Source organism: Herbaspirillum sp. GW821-FHT09A12 (genome assembly GCF_059418325.1).
Window position 1 is genome coordinate 638,342 of record NZ_JBWKPR010000001.1, and the last position, 15,622, is coordinate 653,963.

17 protein-coding genes are annotated in these 15,622 nt (G+C 63.8%); 11 read left to right on the forward strand and 6 right to left on the reverse strand.

The genetic code is table 11. The features are described 5' to 3' along the window. Positions 1–37: 37 nt before the first annotated feature. Positions 38–1,540 carry a beta-barrel assembly-enhancing protease gene (locus tag AC07N6_RS02855; RefSeq protein WP_494780807.1) on the forward strand — a complete coding sequence of 501 codons (1,503 nt, stop codon included), beginning with the start codon at positions 38–40 and terminating at the stop codon, positions 1,538–1,540. 25 nt (positions 1,541–1,565) lie between these two features. Here the strand turns inward: AC07N6_RS02855 and AC07N6_RS02860 are convergent, their stop codons facing one another. From AC07N6_RS02860 to AC07N6_RS02880, 5 genes are all read right to left on the reverse strand, one after another. Next, on the reverse strand, positions 1,566–2,171 hold the full coding sequence (locus tag AC07N6_RS02860; protein WP_494780808.1) for a DUF2946 family protein: 606 nt from the start codon (positions 2,169–2,171) through the stop codon (positions 1,566–1,568). Beyond that, entirely contained in the window at positions 2,164–3,156 is a 993-nt protein-coding gene (locus AC07N6_RS02865) for a YheT family hydrolase (protein WP_494780809.1), read from the reverse strand. Before AC07N6_RS02865 ends, AC07N6_RS02860 begins: the two co-directional genes overlap by 8 nt. Positions 3,157–3,196: 40 nt before the next feature. Beyond that, positions 3,197–3,631 carry a YybH family protein gene (locus AC07N6_RS02870; protein ID WP_494780810.1) on the reverse strand — a complete coding sequence of 145 codons (435 nt, stop codon included), beginning with the start codon at positions 3,629–3,631 and terminating at the stop codon, positions 3,197–3,199. Positions 3,632–3,683: 52 nt separating this feature from the next. Further along, positions 3,684–3,884, reverse strand: coding sequence for a zinc-finger domain-containing protein (locus AC07N6_RS02875; protein ID WP_079216750.1), 201 nt, complete (start codon positions 3,882–3,884; stop codon positions 3,684–3,686). A gap of 66 nt (positions 3,885–3,950) precedes the next feature. After that, positions 3,951–4,871 (reverse strand): branched-chain amino acid transaminase, encoded by a 921-nt coding sequence (locus AC07N6_RS02880; RefSeq protein ID WP_494780811.1) that lies wholly within the window; start codon positions 4,869–4,871, stop codon positions 3,951–3,953. 180 nt (positions 4,872–5,051) lie between these two features. Between AC07N6_RS02880 and AC07N6_RS02885 the strand changes: the two genes are divergently transcribed. The 10 genes from AC07N6_RS02885 to AC07N6_RS02930 all read left to right on the forward strand — a co-directional run bounded on the left by AC07N6_RS02885 (position 5,052) and on the right by AC07N6_RS02930 (position 14,957). Continuing rightward, on the forward strand, positions 5,052–5,840 hold the full coding sequence (locus AC07N6_RS02885) for an AzlC family ABC transporter permease (protein ID WP_494780812.1): 789 nt from the start codon (positions 5,052–5,054) through the stop codon (positions 5,838–5,840). Continuing rightward, complete coding sequence (locus AC07N6_RS02890) at positions 5,837–6,160, forward strand: AzlD domain-containing protein (protein WP_494780813.1); 324 nt, start codon at positions 5,837–5,839, stop codon at positions 6,158–6,160. The genes AC07N6_RS02885 and AC07N6_RS02890 overlap by 4 nt, the downstream gene beginning before the upstream one ends. Before the next feature lie 159 nt (positions 6,161–6,319). Continuing rightward, positions 6,320–7,510, forward strand: coding sequence for a phosphoglycerate kinase (locus tag AC07N6_RS02895; protein ID WP_494780814.1), 1,191 nt, complete (start codon positions 6,320–6,322; stop codon positions 7,508–7,510). Between the two features lie 120 nt (positions 7,511–7,630). Beyond that, entirely contained in the window at positions 7,631–9,064 is a 1,434-nt protein-coding gene (pyk, locus tag AC07N6_RS02900; RefSeq protein ID WP_494780815.1) for a pyruvate kinase, read from the forward strand. A gap of 26 nt (positions 9,065–9,090) precedes the next feature. Then, positions 9,091–10,155, forward strand: a complete 1,065-nt coding sequence (gene fba / locus AC07N6_RS02905; protein ID WP_494780816.1) for a class II fructose-bisphosphate aldolase — start codon at positions 9,091–9,093, stop codon at positions 10,153–10,155. A gap of 82 nt (positions 10,156–10,237) precedes the next feature. Continuing rightward, positions 10,238–11,134 (forward strand): phosphoribosylaminoimidazolesuccinocarboxamide synthase, encoded by an 897-nt coding sequence (locus AC07N6_RS02910; RefSeq protein WP_494780817.1) that lies wholly within the window; start codon positions 10,238–10,240, stop codon positions 11,132–11,134. Between the two features lie 3 nt (positions 11,135–11,137). Continuing rightward, positions 11,138–11,635, forward strand: coding sequence for a 5-(carboxyamino)imidazole ribonucleotide mutase (purE, locus tag AC07N6_RS02915; protein WP_494780818.1), 498 nt, complete (start codon positions 11,138–11,140; stop codon positions 11,633–11,635). After that, positions 11,632–12,831 (forward strand): 5-(carboxyamino)imidazole ribonucleotide synthase, encoded by a 1,200-nt coding sequence (locus tag AC07N6_RS02920; protein WP_494780819.1) that lies wholly within the window; start codon positions 11,632–11,634, stop codon positions 12,829–12,831. Before purE ends, AC07N6_RS02920 begins: the two co-directional genes overlap by 4 nt. 17 nt (positions 12,832–12,848) lie before the next feature. After that, positions 12,849–13,898, forward strand: coding sequence for an L-threonylcarbamoyladenylate synthase (locus tag AC07N6_RS02925; protein WP_494780820.1), 1,050 nt, complete (start codon positions 12,849–12,851; stop codon positions 13,896–13,898). Between the two features lie 309 nt (positions 13,899–14,207). After that, entirely contained in the window at positions 14,208–14,957 is a 750-nt protein-coding gene (locus AC07N6_RS02930) for an OmpW/AlkL family protein (RefSeq protein ID WP_494780821.1), read from the forward strand. Between the two features lie 87 nt (positions 14,958–15,044). Here the strand turns inward: AC07N6_RS02930 and AC07N6_RS02935 are convergent, their stop codons facing one another. Further along, positions 15,045–15,554 carry a flavin reductase family protein gene (locus AC07N6_RS02935; protein WP_494780822.1) on the reverse strand — a complete coding sequence of 170 codons (510 nt, stop codon included), beginning with the start codon at positions 15,552–15,554 and terminating at the stop codon, positions 15,045–15,047. Between the last annotated feature and the right edge of the window lie 68 nt (positions 15,555–15,622).

A 15,622-nucleotide genomic window follows, 5' to 3' on the forward strand; every position in this document is an offset into this window, starting at 1 on the left:
TTCGTCCGTTAGCCATCCGTTTCGCCCGGCGCGCAGAATGCTGGCGCGCGTGCTTACTGCCGCGCTGCTGTTGCTGCCCGCCGTTCCGCTCACGATGGCGCCGCTTGCCGGCGTCGCGCAGAACCTGCCGACCTTGGGCGATACCGAGCGCGAAGGCCTGTCGCCGCTGATGGAGCGCAAGCTGGGCGAGCAGATCATGCACGATATCCGCAGCGATCGCGACTACATCGACGATGGTCCGGTGTCGGAATACCTCAACAATTTCGGCCTGAACCTGGTATCGATCCATCCCGAGGTCCGCGGCGAAGCCGGTTTCGATTTCCAGTTCTTCATGGTGCGCGACCCGACGCTCAATGCCTTCGCGCTGCCGGGCGGTTTCATCGGCGTCAACAGCGGCCTGATCCTGGCGGCGCAATCCGAATCCGAACTGGCCGGCGTGCTGTCGCATGAAATCGGCCACGTCGCGCAGCGCCACATCGCGCGCATGCTGGGGCAACAGAAGCAGAATTCCATGATCCAGCTGGCCGCCATCGTGCTGGGCGCCTTGGCGGGCGTTTCCCGGGCCGGCGGCGATGCCGCCATGGCGACCATGATGGGCGGCACCGGGCTGGCCATCCAGCGCCAGCTCAACTTCAGCCGCGATGCCGAGCGCGAGGCCGACCGCATCGGCTTGCAGATCATGCGCGACGGCGGTTTCGATCCATCCGGCATGGTCACCTTCTTCGGCCGCTTGCAGACGGCCTCGCGCAATTTCAGCGATGCCGTGCCGCCTTACCTGCTGACCCACCCGCTGACCACGGAGCGCATCGCCGACATCGAGGCGCGCATCCGCGACCAGCGCTACAAGCAGCGCGTGGACAATCCCGAATTCCAGCTGGTGCGCGTGCGCACCCAGGTTCTGCAGAACGAATCGGTACAAGGGCTGCGCGATGCGGCCGAGCGTTTCCAGAGCCAGATGAAGCAGAACACCAAGCTGCAGACGATGTCCGCCAAGTACGGCCTGGCGTACGTCTACTACCGGCAGAACAAGCTGGAGCAGGCCGACGCCATGCTCAAGGAGGCGCAGGAGGCGTCGCAGCCGTTCAAGACCGGCATCATGTTCGCCAGCCTGGAGATCGATATCAAGATCGCCCGCAAGCAAGGCCAGCAGGCGCTGCAATTGGCCGATGCGATGCGCAAGCAGTTCCCGATCTCGCGCGTGGCGGCGCGCCAGTATGGCGATGCGCTGATTGCCGCCCAGCGCCATGAGCAGGCGGTGGCGTATCTGCGCGACCAGGCGCAGCTCTACCGTACCGATCCGGAGATCCAGAAGCAATTGGCGAAAACCTATGCGGCGCAGGGCAAGCAGGCCCTGCAGCATTTGGCGCTGGCCGAAGCCTACGCCTTGAATGGCAGCCTGCTGGCCGCCATCGAGCAGCTGGGGATCGCGCGCCGCGCGCCCGACGCCACCTTCTACGACCAGGCCATGATCGATGCGCGCGAGCGCGAGTGGAAGGAAAAATGGAAGGATGAATCCAAGGACATGAAGGACCGCGGTTAACGTAGCGTCTTCATTTGTAGCGCCTTCATTCCTGGCGAGGTGTGGCGACAAAGCCGAAGTGCCGCGCCAGCCCGTTCGCGTCCAGGCGCTGCACGGTGACCGTACGGCCGGCATGCTCAAGCTTGAGCACGGCGCCGGCGTTGCCGCCTTCCATCCAGCGCAGCAGCGCATCCTCGTCGGCGCTGCCGTCCACCTGCAAGGCGCTGAGCATGTGCGACATGTCGCGGTCGTCCAGCGCGCCGGCTTTTTCCCCTTCCTTGAGGTACAGGCGCCCTTGCTGGTCGAGCCAGGCGGCATCGATCTTTTCCATGCGCTGGCCGGTGTGCAGGACGAGTTCGGGGCGGCCATCGGCGCCCGGCTGCGTGCGCACGATGTAGGGCATCAGTTCGAGATCGACATACACGCGCTGCGGACCGTTCTGGAAATGCCAGCGGCCGGCCTCGTCGGCGGCGTAGTTGCGTTCGATGAAGGCCAGCAAGGCCGGGTGCGCGATACGGTCGCCGGGCAGGCCGAGATGCTGCGCGCGCTCGTCGCGCATGCGCCAGCCGCCGCGCGCATCCAGCCGCAGCCAGCCGAAGCAGTGCGGCACGTTGGGCCATTTGGCCATGGCCTGGCGGACGATCTCATCCATGAATGCCTTCCTTTTGCTCCGTGAAGGCAGATTCGTTCTTGCCTTCCAGGAAATGCAACAGCCGGCGCGGCAGCCAGTCCAGCCGTCCCGGCGGCCCGCCGGCGGCGAAGCCCACGTGGCCGCCTTGCTCAGGGTACTCCAGTACCACCTCGGGCGCCGCCGTGCGCGGCAGATGGCGCGCCGGCAGGAAGGGATCGTTTTGGGCGTTCAAGACCAGCGTCGGCACCGTGATGTCGTGCAGGATGTGCTTGGCGCTGGCGCGGTCCCAGTAATCGTCGGTGTTGCGGTAGCCGTGCAGCGGCGCGGTGACCACGTTGTCGAAGGCATGCAGGTCGCGCGCGGCCAGCAGCGCTTCGCGGTCGAACAGGCCGGGGAACTGGTCCAGTTTCACCAGGCATTTGGGCCGCATGGTGCGCAGGAATACCCAGGTGTAGAGGCGGTTGAAGCCGCGCGCCAGCGCCGCGCCGCCGCCGGCCAGATCCAGCGGCGCCGACACCGCGCAAGCGGCGTCGACGATTTCGGCCTCATGCTGCGATTCGCCCAGCCAGCGCAGCAATGCATTGGCGCCGAGCGAGACGCCGGCGGCATACAGGTGGGTGGCGCCCAGGTCCGACTGGCGCTGCTTGAGCCGCCGCAAGACCCAGTCCAGTTCCGCCGAATCCCCCGAATGGTAGAAGCGCGGCGCCAGGTTGATTTCGCCCGAACAGCCGCGAAAATGCGGCACCGCGCCGTGCCAGCCGCGCCGTTGTACTTCGGCCATCAGCGAGCGGCTGTAGTGGCTGTCCGATGAGCCTTCCAGGCCATGGAACAACACCACCAGCGGGCGGCCGGGTTGGCCGTCGACGAAATCGACATCGACGAAGTCGCCATCGGGCGCTTGCCAGCGTTCGCGCCGATAGGCGACCGGCGGTTTGGCGATGAAGGTCGACGGATAGATGGTTTGCAGGTGACCGCCGGGAAGCCAGCGGGGCGGGATGTAAAGCATGGTGCGGCCTTGTTGCGCGAGTGGTGGCGATAGGGGCGGGTCAATGCAGCATGGCGCCGCTGGAAATCGGTTCGGCCGGCGCCGCGCCCGGCGCCACCGAGGCATGGTGCATCACCATGCGCCAGCCCAGCGCGGTCTTCATGTAGATATTGGTGGCGATGACATGCACCTCAGGTTGCGGATCGTTGCCGTGGTTGATCTCTTCGACCACGCTGTGCACCGCCGTCATCATGTTCTGCGTGGCGTGCAACTGGCGCGGCCGGATATGCAGGCCGCCATTGCCCAGGATGTCTTCCCACACCGCGCGGATCTCGGCATGGCCCACCAGGCGTCGGGCGCCGGGATGGATGCAGACGATCTCCTCGTCTTCGGCCCACAGCTCCATCAGCGCTTCCAGGTCGGCGCGGGAGAGGGCGTCGTAGTAGGCGGCCTCGATTTCATCGGGGGAGCCATGGATCATGTTGGCGCGGGGCATGGGAATCTCCGAAGCAGATGAAAAGAGGGCCAGCGGCCCTCTTTGTTTTGTTTCAGTGGCCCTTGACCACGGTGCCCGGCTTCAACTGGTACTGGGTGCCGCAGTACGGGCACTTGGCCGCGCCATGCTCGTCCAGTTCCAGGAACACGCGCGGGTGCGAAGACCAGCTGGTCATGTTGGGGTTGGGGCAGTGGGCCGGCAGGTCCTTGCCTTCGAGTTGGACGACTGCCTGGGATGCTTGAGCTTGGCTCATGTTTTTCTCCGTAGGTGATGCTGTTTGAGCGTTGAAACGTTGATGCGGTGAATGAATCCGGATGGCTTATACCAGCGTCAGCCAGTGCGAATACTGTGGCGCCTTGCCCGAGACCACGTCGAAGAACAGCGACTGCAGTTTCCCGGTGATGGGGCCGCGCGCGCCGTTGCCGATGGTGCGGCGATCCAGTTCGCGGATCGGCGTGATCTCGGCGGCGGTGCCGGTGAAGAAGGCTTCGTCGGCGCAGTACATCTCGTCGCGCGTGATGCGTTTTTCGATGACCTCGATACCGAGGTCGCGCGCCATGGTCAGCACGGCGTCGCGGGTGATGCCGTCCAGGCAGGAGGCCAGGTCGGGCGTGTACACGCGGCCGTTCTTGACGATGAAGACGTTCTCGCCGGAGCCTTCCGAAACGTAGCCGTCGGTGTCCAGCAGCAGCGCCTCGTCGTAGCCGTCGGCCAGCGCTTCCTGGTTGGCCAGGATGGAATTGATGTAGTAGCCGCAGGCCTTGGCGCGCACCAGCGACACATTGACGTGGTGGCGCGAGAACGACGAGGTCTTCACGCGGATGCCTTTGGCGATGCCGTCTTCGCCCAGGTAGGCGCCCCATGGCCAGGCCGCGATGGCGACATGGATCTTGTTGCCCTTGGCGGACACGCCCAGCTTTTCCGAACCGATCCACACCAGCGGGCGGATATAGCAGGATTCCAGCCGGTTTTCGCGCACCACCTGGCGCTGCGCTTCATAGATGGTTTCCTGGTCGAACGGCACTTCCATCTGGAAGATCTTGGCCGAGTTGAACAGGCGTTGGGTGTGTTCCCTGAGGCGGAAAATCGCCGTGCCTTGCGCTGTCTTGTAAGCGCGCACGCCTTCGAACACGCCCATGCCGTAATGCAAGGTGTGGGTGAGCACGTGGATGGTGGCGTCGCGCCAGTCGACCAGCTCGCCATCCTTCCAGATTTTGCCGTCGCGGTCTGCCATGGACATGATGGATGTCTCCTCGGGGAATAATCGGAAAACGGAACGAAAGGGCTCCATTTTAGCGGATTCAAGCGAGCAAAAACTTTCATCTGTAGAATGACTGGCTTGGGTAAAAATGCTGTGAGGCAAGCCAGTGCCAGTAACGGCACGGCCACCCATTTCATCAAGCGCAAAGCGGAAATAACAATGCAGAAGGAGACAGGCGCCGCCGCGCCATCGGACAGCGCCGCGCTGTCGGAGGCGCGCCGCGTCGAAAGAGAAGCGTTTCAGGAAGGTTGGCGGGCCAGTGCCTCGACCATACCGGCGGTGTTCGCCTGGGGGATCGTGTCGGGCATGGCCATGGTCAAGTCGGGAATGAGCATTTTCCAGTCGCTGGGCATGAGCCTGCTGGTGTATGCCGGTTCGGCGCAGTTCGCGGTGCTGCCGCTGCTGGCGGTGGGCACGCCGCTGCTGGTGGTGTTTTTCACGGCGATGATCGTCAATTTGCGCTTCGTCATCTTCTCTGCCGCCGTGGCCCCGCATTTCGAGCATTTGCCCTGGTACCGCCGGGTCTGGTACGGCTTTTTCAACGGCGATATCTCGATGGCGTTTTTCCCGCAGCGCTTCCCCTCCCATACCGTGGGCCAGCCGGCCGGCAAGATCGGCTTCTTCGCGGCCATCTGCTATCCCGGCTGGGTCGCATGGCAACTGGGCGCGACCATCGGCATCCTGCTGGCCAGCCAGATTCCGGAAAGCTGGAACATCGGTTTTGCCGGCACGCTGGCGCTGATTGCCATCATGATCCCGATGACCAACAACCTGCCCGCGCTGGTCGGGGTGGTGGTGTCGGGCGCCGTGGCGGTGCTGGCGCTGCATCTTCCCTATCGCCTGGGTTTGCTGGCGGCAATGGTCATGGGCATGGCCGCGGCGCTGACGGTGGACAAGTTCCTGCCGATGCGCGACAAGGATGATGAAGACGAGGCAGCAGCGACATGAGCGACTGGTATATCTGGGCGGCCATCGCCCTCATGACATTGTCCACGCTGATCACCCGCAGCGGCTTCTTTCTGTTCGGTCACGCCGTCAAGCTGCCGCCCCGGCTCAAGCATGCCTTGAGCTACGCGCCGGCGGCGGCCATGGCCGCCATTGTCATCCCCGACCTGGTGGCTGCCGAAGGCATCGTCGACGTCAGCCTGGCCAATCCCAAGCTGCTGGCAGGCATCGGCGGCGCGGTTTTCTTTGCTGCGACGCGCCATCTGCTGGGAACTATTGTGGCCGGAATGGCACTCTTCACTGTGTTGAGATTGATATTGTGAGTTGTTGTCTGTGTGGCAACTCGAATTCTTCCGCACCGCTGCCGGCCCTGCAAGCGCGCAGGGTGAATTAGCGTCCAGCCGAGCCCCAGAAACCGTCTGGAAGCAGGCAGGCTGGAGTAAAATACGGCATTTTTCGCCCCTACCTTCGAATTTGAACCTATGAAATTCAACCGACTGAGCGACCTGATTTCTGCCAACCAGTTGCAAGGAAAACGCGTCTTCATCCGCGCCGATCTCAACGTGCCGCAGGATGATGCCGGCAATATCACCGAAGATACGCGTATCCGCGCTTCGATCCCGGCCATTCGCGATGCACAAAAGGCCGGCGCCGCGGTGATGGTGACGTCCCATCTGGGGCGTCCGGTGGAAGGCGAATTCAAGCCGGAAGATTCGCTGGCGCCGGTCGCCAAGCGCTTGTCCGAGCTGCTGGGTGTCGAGGTCAAGCTGGTTTCCAACTGGGTTGACGGCGTCGATGTCGCGCCGGGCCAGGTGGTGCTGCTGGAAAATTGCCGTTTGAACAAGGGCGAGAAGAAGAACAGCGACGAACTGGCGCAAAAGATCGCCAAGCTGTGCGACATCTACGTCAACGACGCCTTCGGCACCGCGCACCGCGCCGAAGCCACCACCCACGGCGTGGCCAAGTTCGCGCCGGTGGCCTGTGCCGGGCCGCTGCTGGCGGCCGAGCTGGATGCGCTGGGCAAGGCGCTGAACCAGCCGGCCCGCCCGCTGGTGGCGATCGTGGCCGGTTCCAAGGTCTCGACCAAGCTGACCATCCTCAAGACCCTGGCCGAGAAGGTGGACAACCTGATCGTCGGCGGCGGCATCGCCAACACCTTCATGCTGGCCGCCGGCCTGAAGATCGGCAAGTCGCTGGCCGAACCGGACCTGGTCGGCGACGCCCGCGCCATCATCGACATGATGGCCAAGCGCGGCGCTTCGGTGCCGATCCCGGTCGACGTGGTATGCGGCAAGGAGTTTTCGCCGACGGCAGTGGCGACCGTCAAGAATGCGCAAGACGTGGCCGACGACGACATGATTTTCGACATCGGCCCGAAAACCGCGGCGCTGTTGGCCGATCAGCTCGGCGGCGCCGGCACCATCGTCTGGAACGGCCCGGTGGGCGTGTTCGAATTCGACCAGTTCGGCAAGGGCACCGAAGCGCTGGCGCGTGCGATCGCCGCCTCCCGGGGCTTTTCGATCGCCGGCGGCGGCGACACCCTGGCCGCGATCGCCAAGTACAACATCGCTGACAAGGTCGGCTACATCTCGACCGGCGGCGGCGCTTTCCTGGAGTTCCTGGAAGGCAAGCCGCTGCCGGCCGTCGACATCCTGCTGCAGCGCGCGCAATAATCATCAATCAGAGGGTGCGCCGGAGACGCGCATCCCGGGGCAGGAAGCCATCCGCCAAGTCCCGATGCCCATACCGGGATCTGGCGGGCTTCTTCACTAAGTCGAAACTAGAAAGTCCTCATGTCCAGAGCAACAAAAATTGTCGCAACCATCGGTCCAGCGTCCAGCGACCGTGAAACCCTGACCCGCATGATCCGTGCCGGCGTCGATGTCGTGCGCCTGAACTTTTCGCACGGCAAGCCGCAAGACCACATCGACCGCGCCACGCTGGTGCGCGAAGTGGCTGACGCATGCAACAAGAAGGTCGCCATCATGGCCGACCTGCAGGGGCCCAAGATCCGCGTCGGGAAGTTCGAGAATGGCAAGATCATGCTGGCCAACGGCGACAAGTTCATCCTCGACGCCGATTGCCAGCTGGGTAACCAGGAGCGCGTGGGGCTGGACTACAAGGCGCTGCCGCGCGACCTCAAGGGCGAGGATGTGCTGCTGTTGAATGACGGCCTGATCGTGCTGACAGTCGAGCGCGTGATGGGCAACGAGATCCACACCGTGGTCAAGATCGGCGGCGAACTGTCCAACAACAAGGGCATCAATCGCCAGGGCGGCGGCCTGTCGGCGCCGGCGCTGACGGCCAAGGACATGGACGACATCAAGACCGCGATGAGCTTCCAGGCCGATTATGTCGCCGTCTCCTTCCCCAAGAACGCCACCGACATGGAAATGGCGCGCCAGTTGGCCAACGTCGCCGCCGAGCCGTTCGGCCACAAGCCGATGATGATCGCCAAGATCGAGCGCGCCGAAGCGATCCCGCTGCTGCAGGAGATCCTCGACACCTCCGACGGCATCATGGTGGCGCGCGGCGACCTGGCCGTTGAAGTCGGCAATGCCGCCGTTCCGGGCCTGCAAAAGCGCATGATCAAGATGGCGCGCGCGTCCAACAAGCTGACCATCACCGCGACCCAGATGATGGAGTCGATGATCGTCAACGCCGTGCCCACGCGCGCGGAAGTGTCCGATGTCGCCAACGCCGTGCTGGACGGCACCGATGCCGTGATGACCTCGGCCGAGACCGCCTCCGGCAAGTATCCGGTGGAAACCGTGGAAGCCATGTCGGCCATCTGCCTGGAAGCCGAGCGCTCCGAAGATGTGCGCCTGGATGCCGATTTCCTCAACCTGCGCTTTACCCGCATCGACCAGTCGATCGCGTACGGCGCGCTGTTTACCGCGCACCATTTGCGCGTGAAGGCCATCGCCGCGCTGACCGAGTCGGGCTCGACCGCGCTGTGGATGAGCCGCCACAATATCGATATTCCCATTTTCGCCATCACGCCCAACGTGGCCACCCGCCAGAAGGCGGCGCTGTTCCGCAATGTGCGTACCTTCGAACTGGCCCAATCGACCGACACCGAAGTGGTCTTGAAGGGCGTGCAGGACCTGCTGCTGGCGCAAGGCGTCGTGCAGAAGGGCGACCTGATTGTCGTGACCTGGGGCGAGCCGATCGGCCAGGTTGGCGGCACCAACGCCCTGAAGATCCTGCGGGTTGGCGAGTACTGATTTTTTATCGTTCTGGAGTTTTTATCATGCCTCTCGTATCCATGCGCCAATTGCTGGACCACGCCGCCGAAAACGGTTACGGCCTGCCAGCGTTCAACGTCAACAACCTGGAGCAGGTCACCGCCATCATGCAGGCCGCCGATGAAGTCGGCGCGCCGGTCATCATGCAAGCCTCGGCGGGCGCCCGCAAGTATGCCGGCGAAGCTTTCCTGCGCCACCTGATCTCGGCGGCGGTCGAAGCCTATCCTCATATCCCGGTCGTCATGCACCAGGACCACGGCCAGTCGCCGGCGGTGTGCATGGCCGCGATCAAGTCGGGTTTCTCGTCGGTGATGATGGACGGCTCGCTGATGGAAGACGGCAAGTCGGTCGCCAGCTATGAATACAACGTCGAAGTCTCGCGCAAGGTGGTCGAGTTCTCGCACGCCATCGGCGTGACCGTGGAAGCCGAACTGGGCGTGCTGGGTTCGCTGGAAACCATGATGGGCGACAAGGAAGACGGCCATGGCGCCGACGGCAAGATGACCCGCGAGCAACTGCTGACCGACGTGGCCCAGGCCGCGGACTTCGTCAAGCAGACCCAGTGCGATGCGCTGGCGATCGCCATCGGCACCTCGCACGGCGCCTACAAGTTCTCGCGCAAGCCGACCGGCGACATCCTGGCCATCGACCGCATCAAGGAAATCCACGCCCGCATTCCCAACACCCACCTGGTGATGCACGGCTCCTCGTCGGTGCCGCAGGAACTGCTGACCGAGATCCGCGAATTCGGCGGCGACATGAAGGAAACCTACGGCGTGCCGGTCGAAGAGATCCAGGAAGGCATCAAGCACGGCGTGCGCAAGATCAACATCGACACCGACATCCGCCTGGCGATGACCGGCGCGATCCGCCGCTACCTGTTCGAGAACCCGTCCAAGTTCGATCCGCGCGATTACCTGAAGCCGGCGCGCGAAGCGGCCAAGCTGGTCTGCAAGGCGCGCTTCCTGTCGTTCGGCTGCGAAGGCCAGGCCGGCAAGATCAAGGCGCTGCCGCTGGAGAAGATTGCAGAGAAGTACAAGAAGGGCGAATTGGCGCAAATCGTTCAGTAATTTCAGTCATTCGACGCACGCGCACTAACCAACCGGGATCCGTTTACAGCGGTCCCGGTTTTTGACTTTACGGAATACCACCATGAGCAGTCTGTACAAATCCTCGATTACTTCCCTGCCTCTCCTGGGCACGGGCAAGGTCCGCGAAAACTACGCCGTCGGCGACGACAAGTTGCTGATCGTGACTACCGATCGCCTGTCGGCCTTCGATGTCGTCATGAACGAGCCGATCCCGGGCAAAGGCAAAGTGCTGAACCAGATGAGCGACTTCTGGTTCGAGAAGCTGGGCCATATCGTGCCCAACCACTTGACCGGCGTCGATCCGGAGTCGGTGGTGGCGCCCGGCGAAGTGGCGCAGGTGCGCGGACGCGCCGTGGTGGCCAAGCGCCTGAAGCCGATCCTGGTGGAAGCCGTGGTGCGCGGCTACATCATCGGTTCGGGCTGGAAGGATTACCAGGCCACCGGCGCGATCTGCGGCATCAAGCTGCCGGCCGGCCTGCAGCAGGCCGCCAAGCTGGAGCAGCCGATCTTCACTCCGGCCGCCAAGGCCGACCTCGGCGAGCATGACGAGAACATCAGCTACGAAGAAACCGAACAGCGCATCGGCGCCGAACTGGCCGGCAAGATCCGCGACATCGCGATCAAGCTGTACGTCGCCGCTGCCGACTACGCCGCCACCCGCGGCATCATCATCGCCGACACCAAGTTCGAGTTCGGCCTGGACGACAACGGCGTGCTGCACCTGATGGATGAAGTGCTGACCGCCGACTCCTCGCGCTTCTGGCCGGCCGACAGCTACCGGGTCGGCATCTCGCCGCCGTCGTTCGACAAGCAGTTCGTGCGCGATTACCTGGAAACCGTGGACGGCTGGCAAAAGACCCCGCCGGCGCCGGCGCTGCCGGCCGACGTGATCGAGAAGACCGGCGCCAAGTACCGCGAAGCGCTGGAACGCCTGACCGGCAACACGCTGAAGGACTGAGCCATGAGCAAGGTCGTCAAGCCGCTGGTCGGCGTCATCATGGGTTCCTCCTCGGACTGGGATGTGATGCAGAACGCCGTGGCCATCCTCAAGGACTTCGGCGTGCCGTTCGAGGCGCAGGTGATCTCCGCGCACCGCATGCCGGACCAGATGTTCGCCTACGCCGAGACCGCGCGTGAGCGCGGCCTGCGCGCCATCATCGCCGGCGCCGGCGGCGCCGCCCACCTGCCGGGCATGGTGGCCGCCAAGACCATCGTGCCGGTGCTGGGCGTGCCGGTGCCGTCCAAGTACCTGCGCGGCGAGGATTCGCTGTTGTCCATCGTGCAGATGCCCAAGGGCATTCCGGTGGCGACCTATGCCATTGGCGAAGCCGGCGCCGCCAATGCGGCGCTGTCGGCCATCGCCATCCTGGCCACTACCGACGATGCGCTGGCCGCCAAGCTGGAAGCCTTCCGCAAGACCCAGACGCAAGTCGCCCTCGACATGAAATTGCCCGTATGACCACGCAGTCCCCGAAACAAGCCCGGCCCGCCGTTCCCTCGACCACGCCTGCCACCTGGCTGGGCGTGATGGGCGGCGGCCAGCTGGGCCGCATGTTCGCCCACGCCGCACAAGGCATGGGCTTCAAGGTCGCCGTACTGGAGGCCGATGCCGATTGCCCGGCCGGCCAGGTGGCCGACCGCCTGCTGGCCGCGCCCTATGACGACGCCCGCGCCCTGGCCGAGTTGGGCGGCCTGTGCGCTGCAGTCACGACCGAATTCGAAAACGTCTCGGCGCACAGCCTGGCGACCCTGGCCGGCCAGACCTTCGTGGCGCCTGCCGCCAGCGGCGTATCGATCGCCCAGGACCGTACCGCCGAGAAAGCCTTCTTCACCGAATGCGGCAGCCGTTCCGGTGTATTGCCGGCGCCGCATCGCGTGATCGCTTCCGAGGCCGATATCGCCGCCATCGGCGACGACCTGCTGCCGGGCATCCTGAAGACCGCGCGCATGGGCTACGACGGCAAGGGCCAGGCGCGCGTGCGCACGCTGGATGAAGTGCGCGCCGCTTTCGCCGACATGAAGGGCGTGACCTGCGTGCTGGAAAAGATGCTGCCGCTGGCCTATGAGGTCTCGGTGCTGGTGGCGCGCGGGGACGACGGCCAGGCCGTGGTCTATCCGATCGCCGAGAACGTGCATCGCGACGGCATCCTGTTCACGACTACAGTGCCCGGGCCCAACATCGGGCAAGAGGCTGCCGCGCGCGCCCAGCAGGCGGCCTTGCAGATCATCGAAAGCATGCATTACGTCGGCGTGCTGTGCATCGAGTTCTTCGTGCTGCAGGATGGTTCGCTGGTGGTCAATGAAATGGCGCCGCGTCCGCACAACAGCGGCCATTACACCATCGACGCCTGCGTCGCCAGCCAGTTCGAACAGCAGGCGCGCGCCATGGCCCGCCTGCCGCTGGGCGACACGCGCCAGCATTCGCCGGCGGTGATGTTGAACATCCTGGGGGATATCTGGTACGACGGCGAGAACGTGCGCGAGCCGGCATGGGAGCAAGTGCTGGCATTGCCCGGCGCGCACCTGCATTTGTATGGCAAGGCCGAGGCGCGCCGCGGCCGCAAGATGGGCCATGTGACCTTCACCGGCGCCACCATCGAAGAGGCGCAAAAGCAGCTTGCCGCCGCTTGCGCCATCCTCGGCATCGCGCTTTGAGCCGCCAGGAACCGGGCATGAGCGACGACAAGCACAATCCCGATCCGCTGCGGATCGATGCGGCCGCGGTGATGCTGGCCGCGCGCAAGCTGGAGCAGGGCAAGCTGGTGGCTTTCCCGACCGAGACGGTCTACGGCCTCGGCGGCGATGCCGAGAATCCGGCCGCCATCGCGGCGATCTATGCCGCCAAGGGGCGTCCGGCCAACCATCCGGTGATCGTGCACGTGGCGCCCGAGGCCGACATCGGCTACTGGGCGGCATCGGTGCCGATAGAGGCGCGCCGTCTGATCGCCTCTTTCTGGCCGGGGCCGCTGACCTTGATCTTGAAGCGTGCCTCGCACATTCCCGACGCCGTTGCCGGCGGCCAGGATTCGGTGGGCTTGCGTTGCCCGTCGCACCCGGTGGCGCAGGCCTTGCTGCGCGAATTTCGCGGCGGCAAGGGCGGCATCGCCGGCCCGTCGGCCAATAAATTCGGACACGTCAGCCCCACCACCGCCGAGCATGTACGCGAAGAGTTTGGCGGTGATGAAGACAGCCTGGTCGATTACGTGCTCGATGGCGGCCAGAGCGAGGTCGGCATCGAGTCGACCATTGTCGACCTCAGCCGTATCGATACCCACGGTCCGGTGCTGTTGCGCCCGGGCCAGATCAGCGCCGAGCAGATTGCCGCGGTGCTGGGCGTCGCGCCTGCCGCGCCGGACGCCGCCGCGCCGCGCGCATCGGGTACGCTGGATGCGCACTATGCGCCGCATACGCCGGTAGTGCAGGTCAATCCGGCAGAGCTGCCGCAGGTGCTCGCCAGGCTGCATGCGCAGAACAAGACGGCGGCATTGATCCACCGCGCGCCGCAAGCGTCCCCAGTGTTTGCCGCGCGGCGCATGCCGCAAGACGCAGACGCCTATGCGCATGACATCTATGCCGCCCTGCGCGACATGGATCACGCCGGCGCCGACATCATCGTCGTCGAGGCCCTTCCCGTGACGGGACAATGGCAAGGCGTCAACGACCGCTTGCGCCGCGCCGCCTTCGATTCCACCGGCATCCTGTCGCGTCTGACCGGCGCCTGAGCGCGCCGTCTTTCCTCCCCTGAAGCACTGCCGTCCTTGCTAGTACTGACCTGCGGGTCAGTTGCTGGTTGTCAAAACAAGACAACGGCCGACATCGTCTATACAAATTGTCACAAAGCTGGCATAGTATCTTCAAAGAATAGCACGCACGTTCTTTTTGTTTGATGGATGTAAGTATCGAGGGGGCGGTTACCCTGATTTACGTGGAAAAAAATTAAAAACGGTGCGTCAGCCGTTGGGAAACAACCTGCCGACACCGCCGGCGGGAATAAAAAATCTGGGCACAGCCCTTAATTCTTGGAGACAGAAATGCAGAAACAATTTTCCCTTTTGCCCAACATCGCCGCATTGTCCTTGATGGCGGCATTCGCTGCTCCGGCCATGGCGCAGACCGCCGGCAGCAATATCGTGAACTTGGGTTGGTTCCATCTGATGCCGCAGGATTCGAGCGAAACTTTGCGCAAGAATGACGGTCCGGGAGCGGGCCCGATTTCAGGCTCGGGAGCGACGATCACCAATGCCGATACGCTTGGCCTTGCCTTCACTCACTTCTTCACCGATAACTTCGCATTGACGACCGACCTTGGCATTCCTCCGACCTTCAAGCTGAACGGCACAGGCACGCTGGCAGGCGTTGGCGAGATCGGCAAGGCCAAGCAATGGAGTCCGGCGATCGTGGCCAAGTGGTACTTTGGCGATGGCAACAGCAAATTCCGTCCGTTCGTCGGCGCCGGTGTGAGTTATATCTGGTATGACAACATCGAACTGAGTCAAGGCTTCCAGCGAACCATCTCCAGTAAGTACAGTGGCGGCGCAGTCACTACGGCCAAGTCCAGCGCCAACTTGAGTTCGTCGTGGGCGCCTGTGTTCAACATCGGTGCGACCTATAACTTCGACAAGAACTGGTCTGTGGCTCTCTCGGTTTCTTACCTGCCGCTCAAGACCAATGCCGACATTACTACGGAACTGCCGGCGGCCGCAGGCGGCACCACGCACTCCAGCACCAGCCTGACGATCAATCCGATCGTGAGCTTCCTGTCTGTCGGCTACAAGTTCTGATCCAGCCGGGTTGAATGAAAAAGCGCCCTCGGGCGCTTTTTTTATGCCGTGCTTGCGCCATCGAAGCAGAGGCAGCTCGTGAGTGGGTCAGATTTCCCCGGTTTTGATGAAACCCCCATTGTGGAATACCAAGGCCGCCTGCGGATGGACCTCGCAGTGTTCGACCTCGCCGACGAAGATCACATGGTCGCCTTCAGGATACTGGCTGCGGTTATGGCATTCGAACCAGGCGGATACGCCATCCAGTACGGGTTGGCCGGTGCGTGAGAGTGAATAGGGGATGCCTTCGAAGCGGTCTTCCTTCTTGCTGGCGAACTGCTGCGCCACGTGCGCTTGGTCGGCGCCCAGGATATTGATGACGTAATGCGAATTGCCCGAGAAAACCGGCAGGCTATTGGCCTTTGTCCCCAGGCTCCACAGCACCAGCGGGGGATCGAGCGAGACCGAATTGAAGGAACTGGCGGTCAGGCCGAGCAGGTTGCCATCGGCCAGGCGCGTGGTGATCACGGTGACGCCGGTGGCGAATTGGGACAGAGCCTGGCGGAAATGGGCGGCGTCGAATTCGCGCGATTCGGCGCGCGGAAAGCGTGTGTGCATCGAAAGTATGGGGTTTGATTCGAAAGGGCGGCGCATGATAAGTGCGCAAGCCGGACATACGCATGATA

What these genes read in the sequence shown, in the direction of transcription:
- AC07N6_RS02880 (WP_494780811.1), bottom strand. Translation starts at nt 4,871, where the DNA reads ATGTCCATGGCAGACCGCGACGGCAAAATCTGGAAGGATGGCGAGCTG.
- AC07N6_RS02935 (WP_494780822.1), bottom strand. Translation starts at nt 15,554, where the DNA reads ATGCACACACGCTTTCCGCGCGCCGAATCGCGCGAATTCGACGCCGCC.
- fba (WP_494780816.1), top strand. Translation starts at nt 9,091, where the DNA reads ATGCCTCTCGTATCCATGCGCCAATTGCTGGACCACGCCGCCGAAAAC.
- AC07N6_RS02920 (WP_494780819.1), top strand. Translation starts at nt 11,632, where the DNA reads ATGACCACGCAGTCCCCGAAACAAGCCCGGCCCGCCGTTCCCTCGACC.
- purE (WP_494780818.1), top strand. Translation starts at nt 11,138, where the DNA reads ATGAGCAAGGTCGTCAAGCCGCTGGTCGGCGTCATCATGGGTTCCTCC.
- AC07N6_RS02885 (WP_494780812.1), top strand. Translation starts at nt 5,052, where the DNA reads ATGCAGAAGGAGACAGGCGCCGCCGCGCCATCGGACAGCGCCGCGCTG.
- pyk (WP_494780815.1), top strand. Translation starts at nt 7,631, where the DNA reads ATGTCCAGAGCAACAAAAATTGTCGCAACCATCGGTCCAGCGTCCAGC.
- AC07N6_RS02925 (WP_494780820.1), top strand. Translation starts at nt 12,849, where the DNA reads ATGAGCGACGACAAGCACAATCCCGATCCGCTGCGGATCGATGCGGCC.
- AC07N6_RS02930 (WP_494780821.1), top strand. Translation starts at nt 14,208, where the DNA reads ATGCAGAAACAATTTTCCCTTTTGCCCAACATCGCCGCATTGTCCTTG.
- AC07N6_RS02855 (WP_494780807.1), top strand. Translation starts at nt 38, where the DNA reads ATGCTGGCGCGCGTGCTTACTGCCGCGCTGCTGTTGCTGCCCGCCGTT.
- AC07N6_RS02910 (WP_494780817.1), top strand. Translation starts at nt 10,238, where the DNA reads ATGAGCAGTCTGTACAAATCCTCGATTACTTCCCTGCCTCTCCTGGGC.
- AC07N6_RS02870 (WP_494780810.1), bottom strand. Translation starts at nt 3,631, where the DNA reads ATGCCCCGCGCCAACATGATCCATGGCTCCCCCGATGAAATCGAGGCC.
- AC07N6_RS02895 (WP_494780814.1), top strand. Translation starts at nt 6,320, where the DNA reads ATGAAATTCAACCGACTGAGCGACCTGATTTCTGCCAACCAGTTGCAA.
- AC07N6_RS02865 (WP_494780809.1), bottom strand. Translation starts at nt 3,156, where the DNA reads ATGCTTTACATCCCGCCCCGCTGGCTTCCCGGCGGTCACCTGCAAACC.
- AC07N6_RS02875 (WP_079216750.1), bottom strand. Translation starts at nt 3,884, where the DNA reads ATGAGCCAAGCTCAAGCATCCCAGGCAGTCGTCCAACTCGAAGGCAAG.
- AC07N6_RS02860 (WP_494780808.1), bottom strand. Translation starts at nt 2,171, where the DNA reads ATGGATGAGATCGTCCGCCAGGCCATGGCCAAATGGCCCAACGTGCCG.
- AC07N6_RS02890 (WP_494780813.1), top strand. Translation starts at nt 5,837, where the DNA reads ATGAGCGACTGGTATATCTGGGCGGCCATCGCCCTCATGACATTGTCC.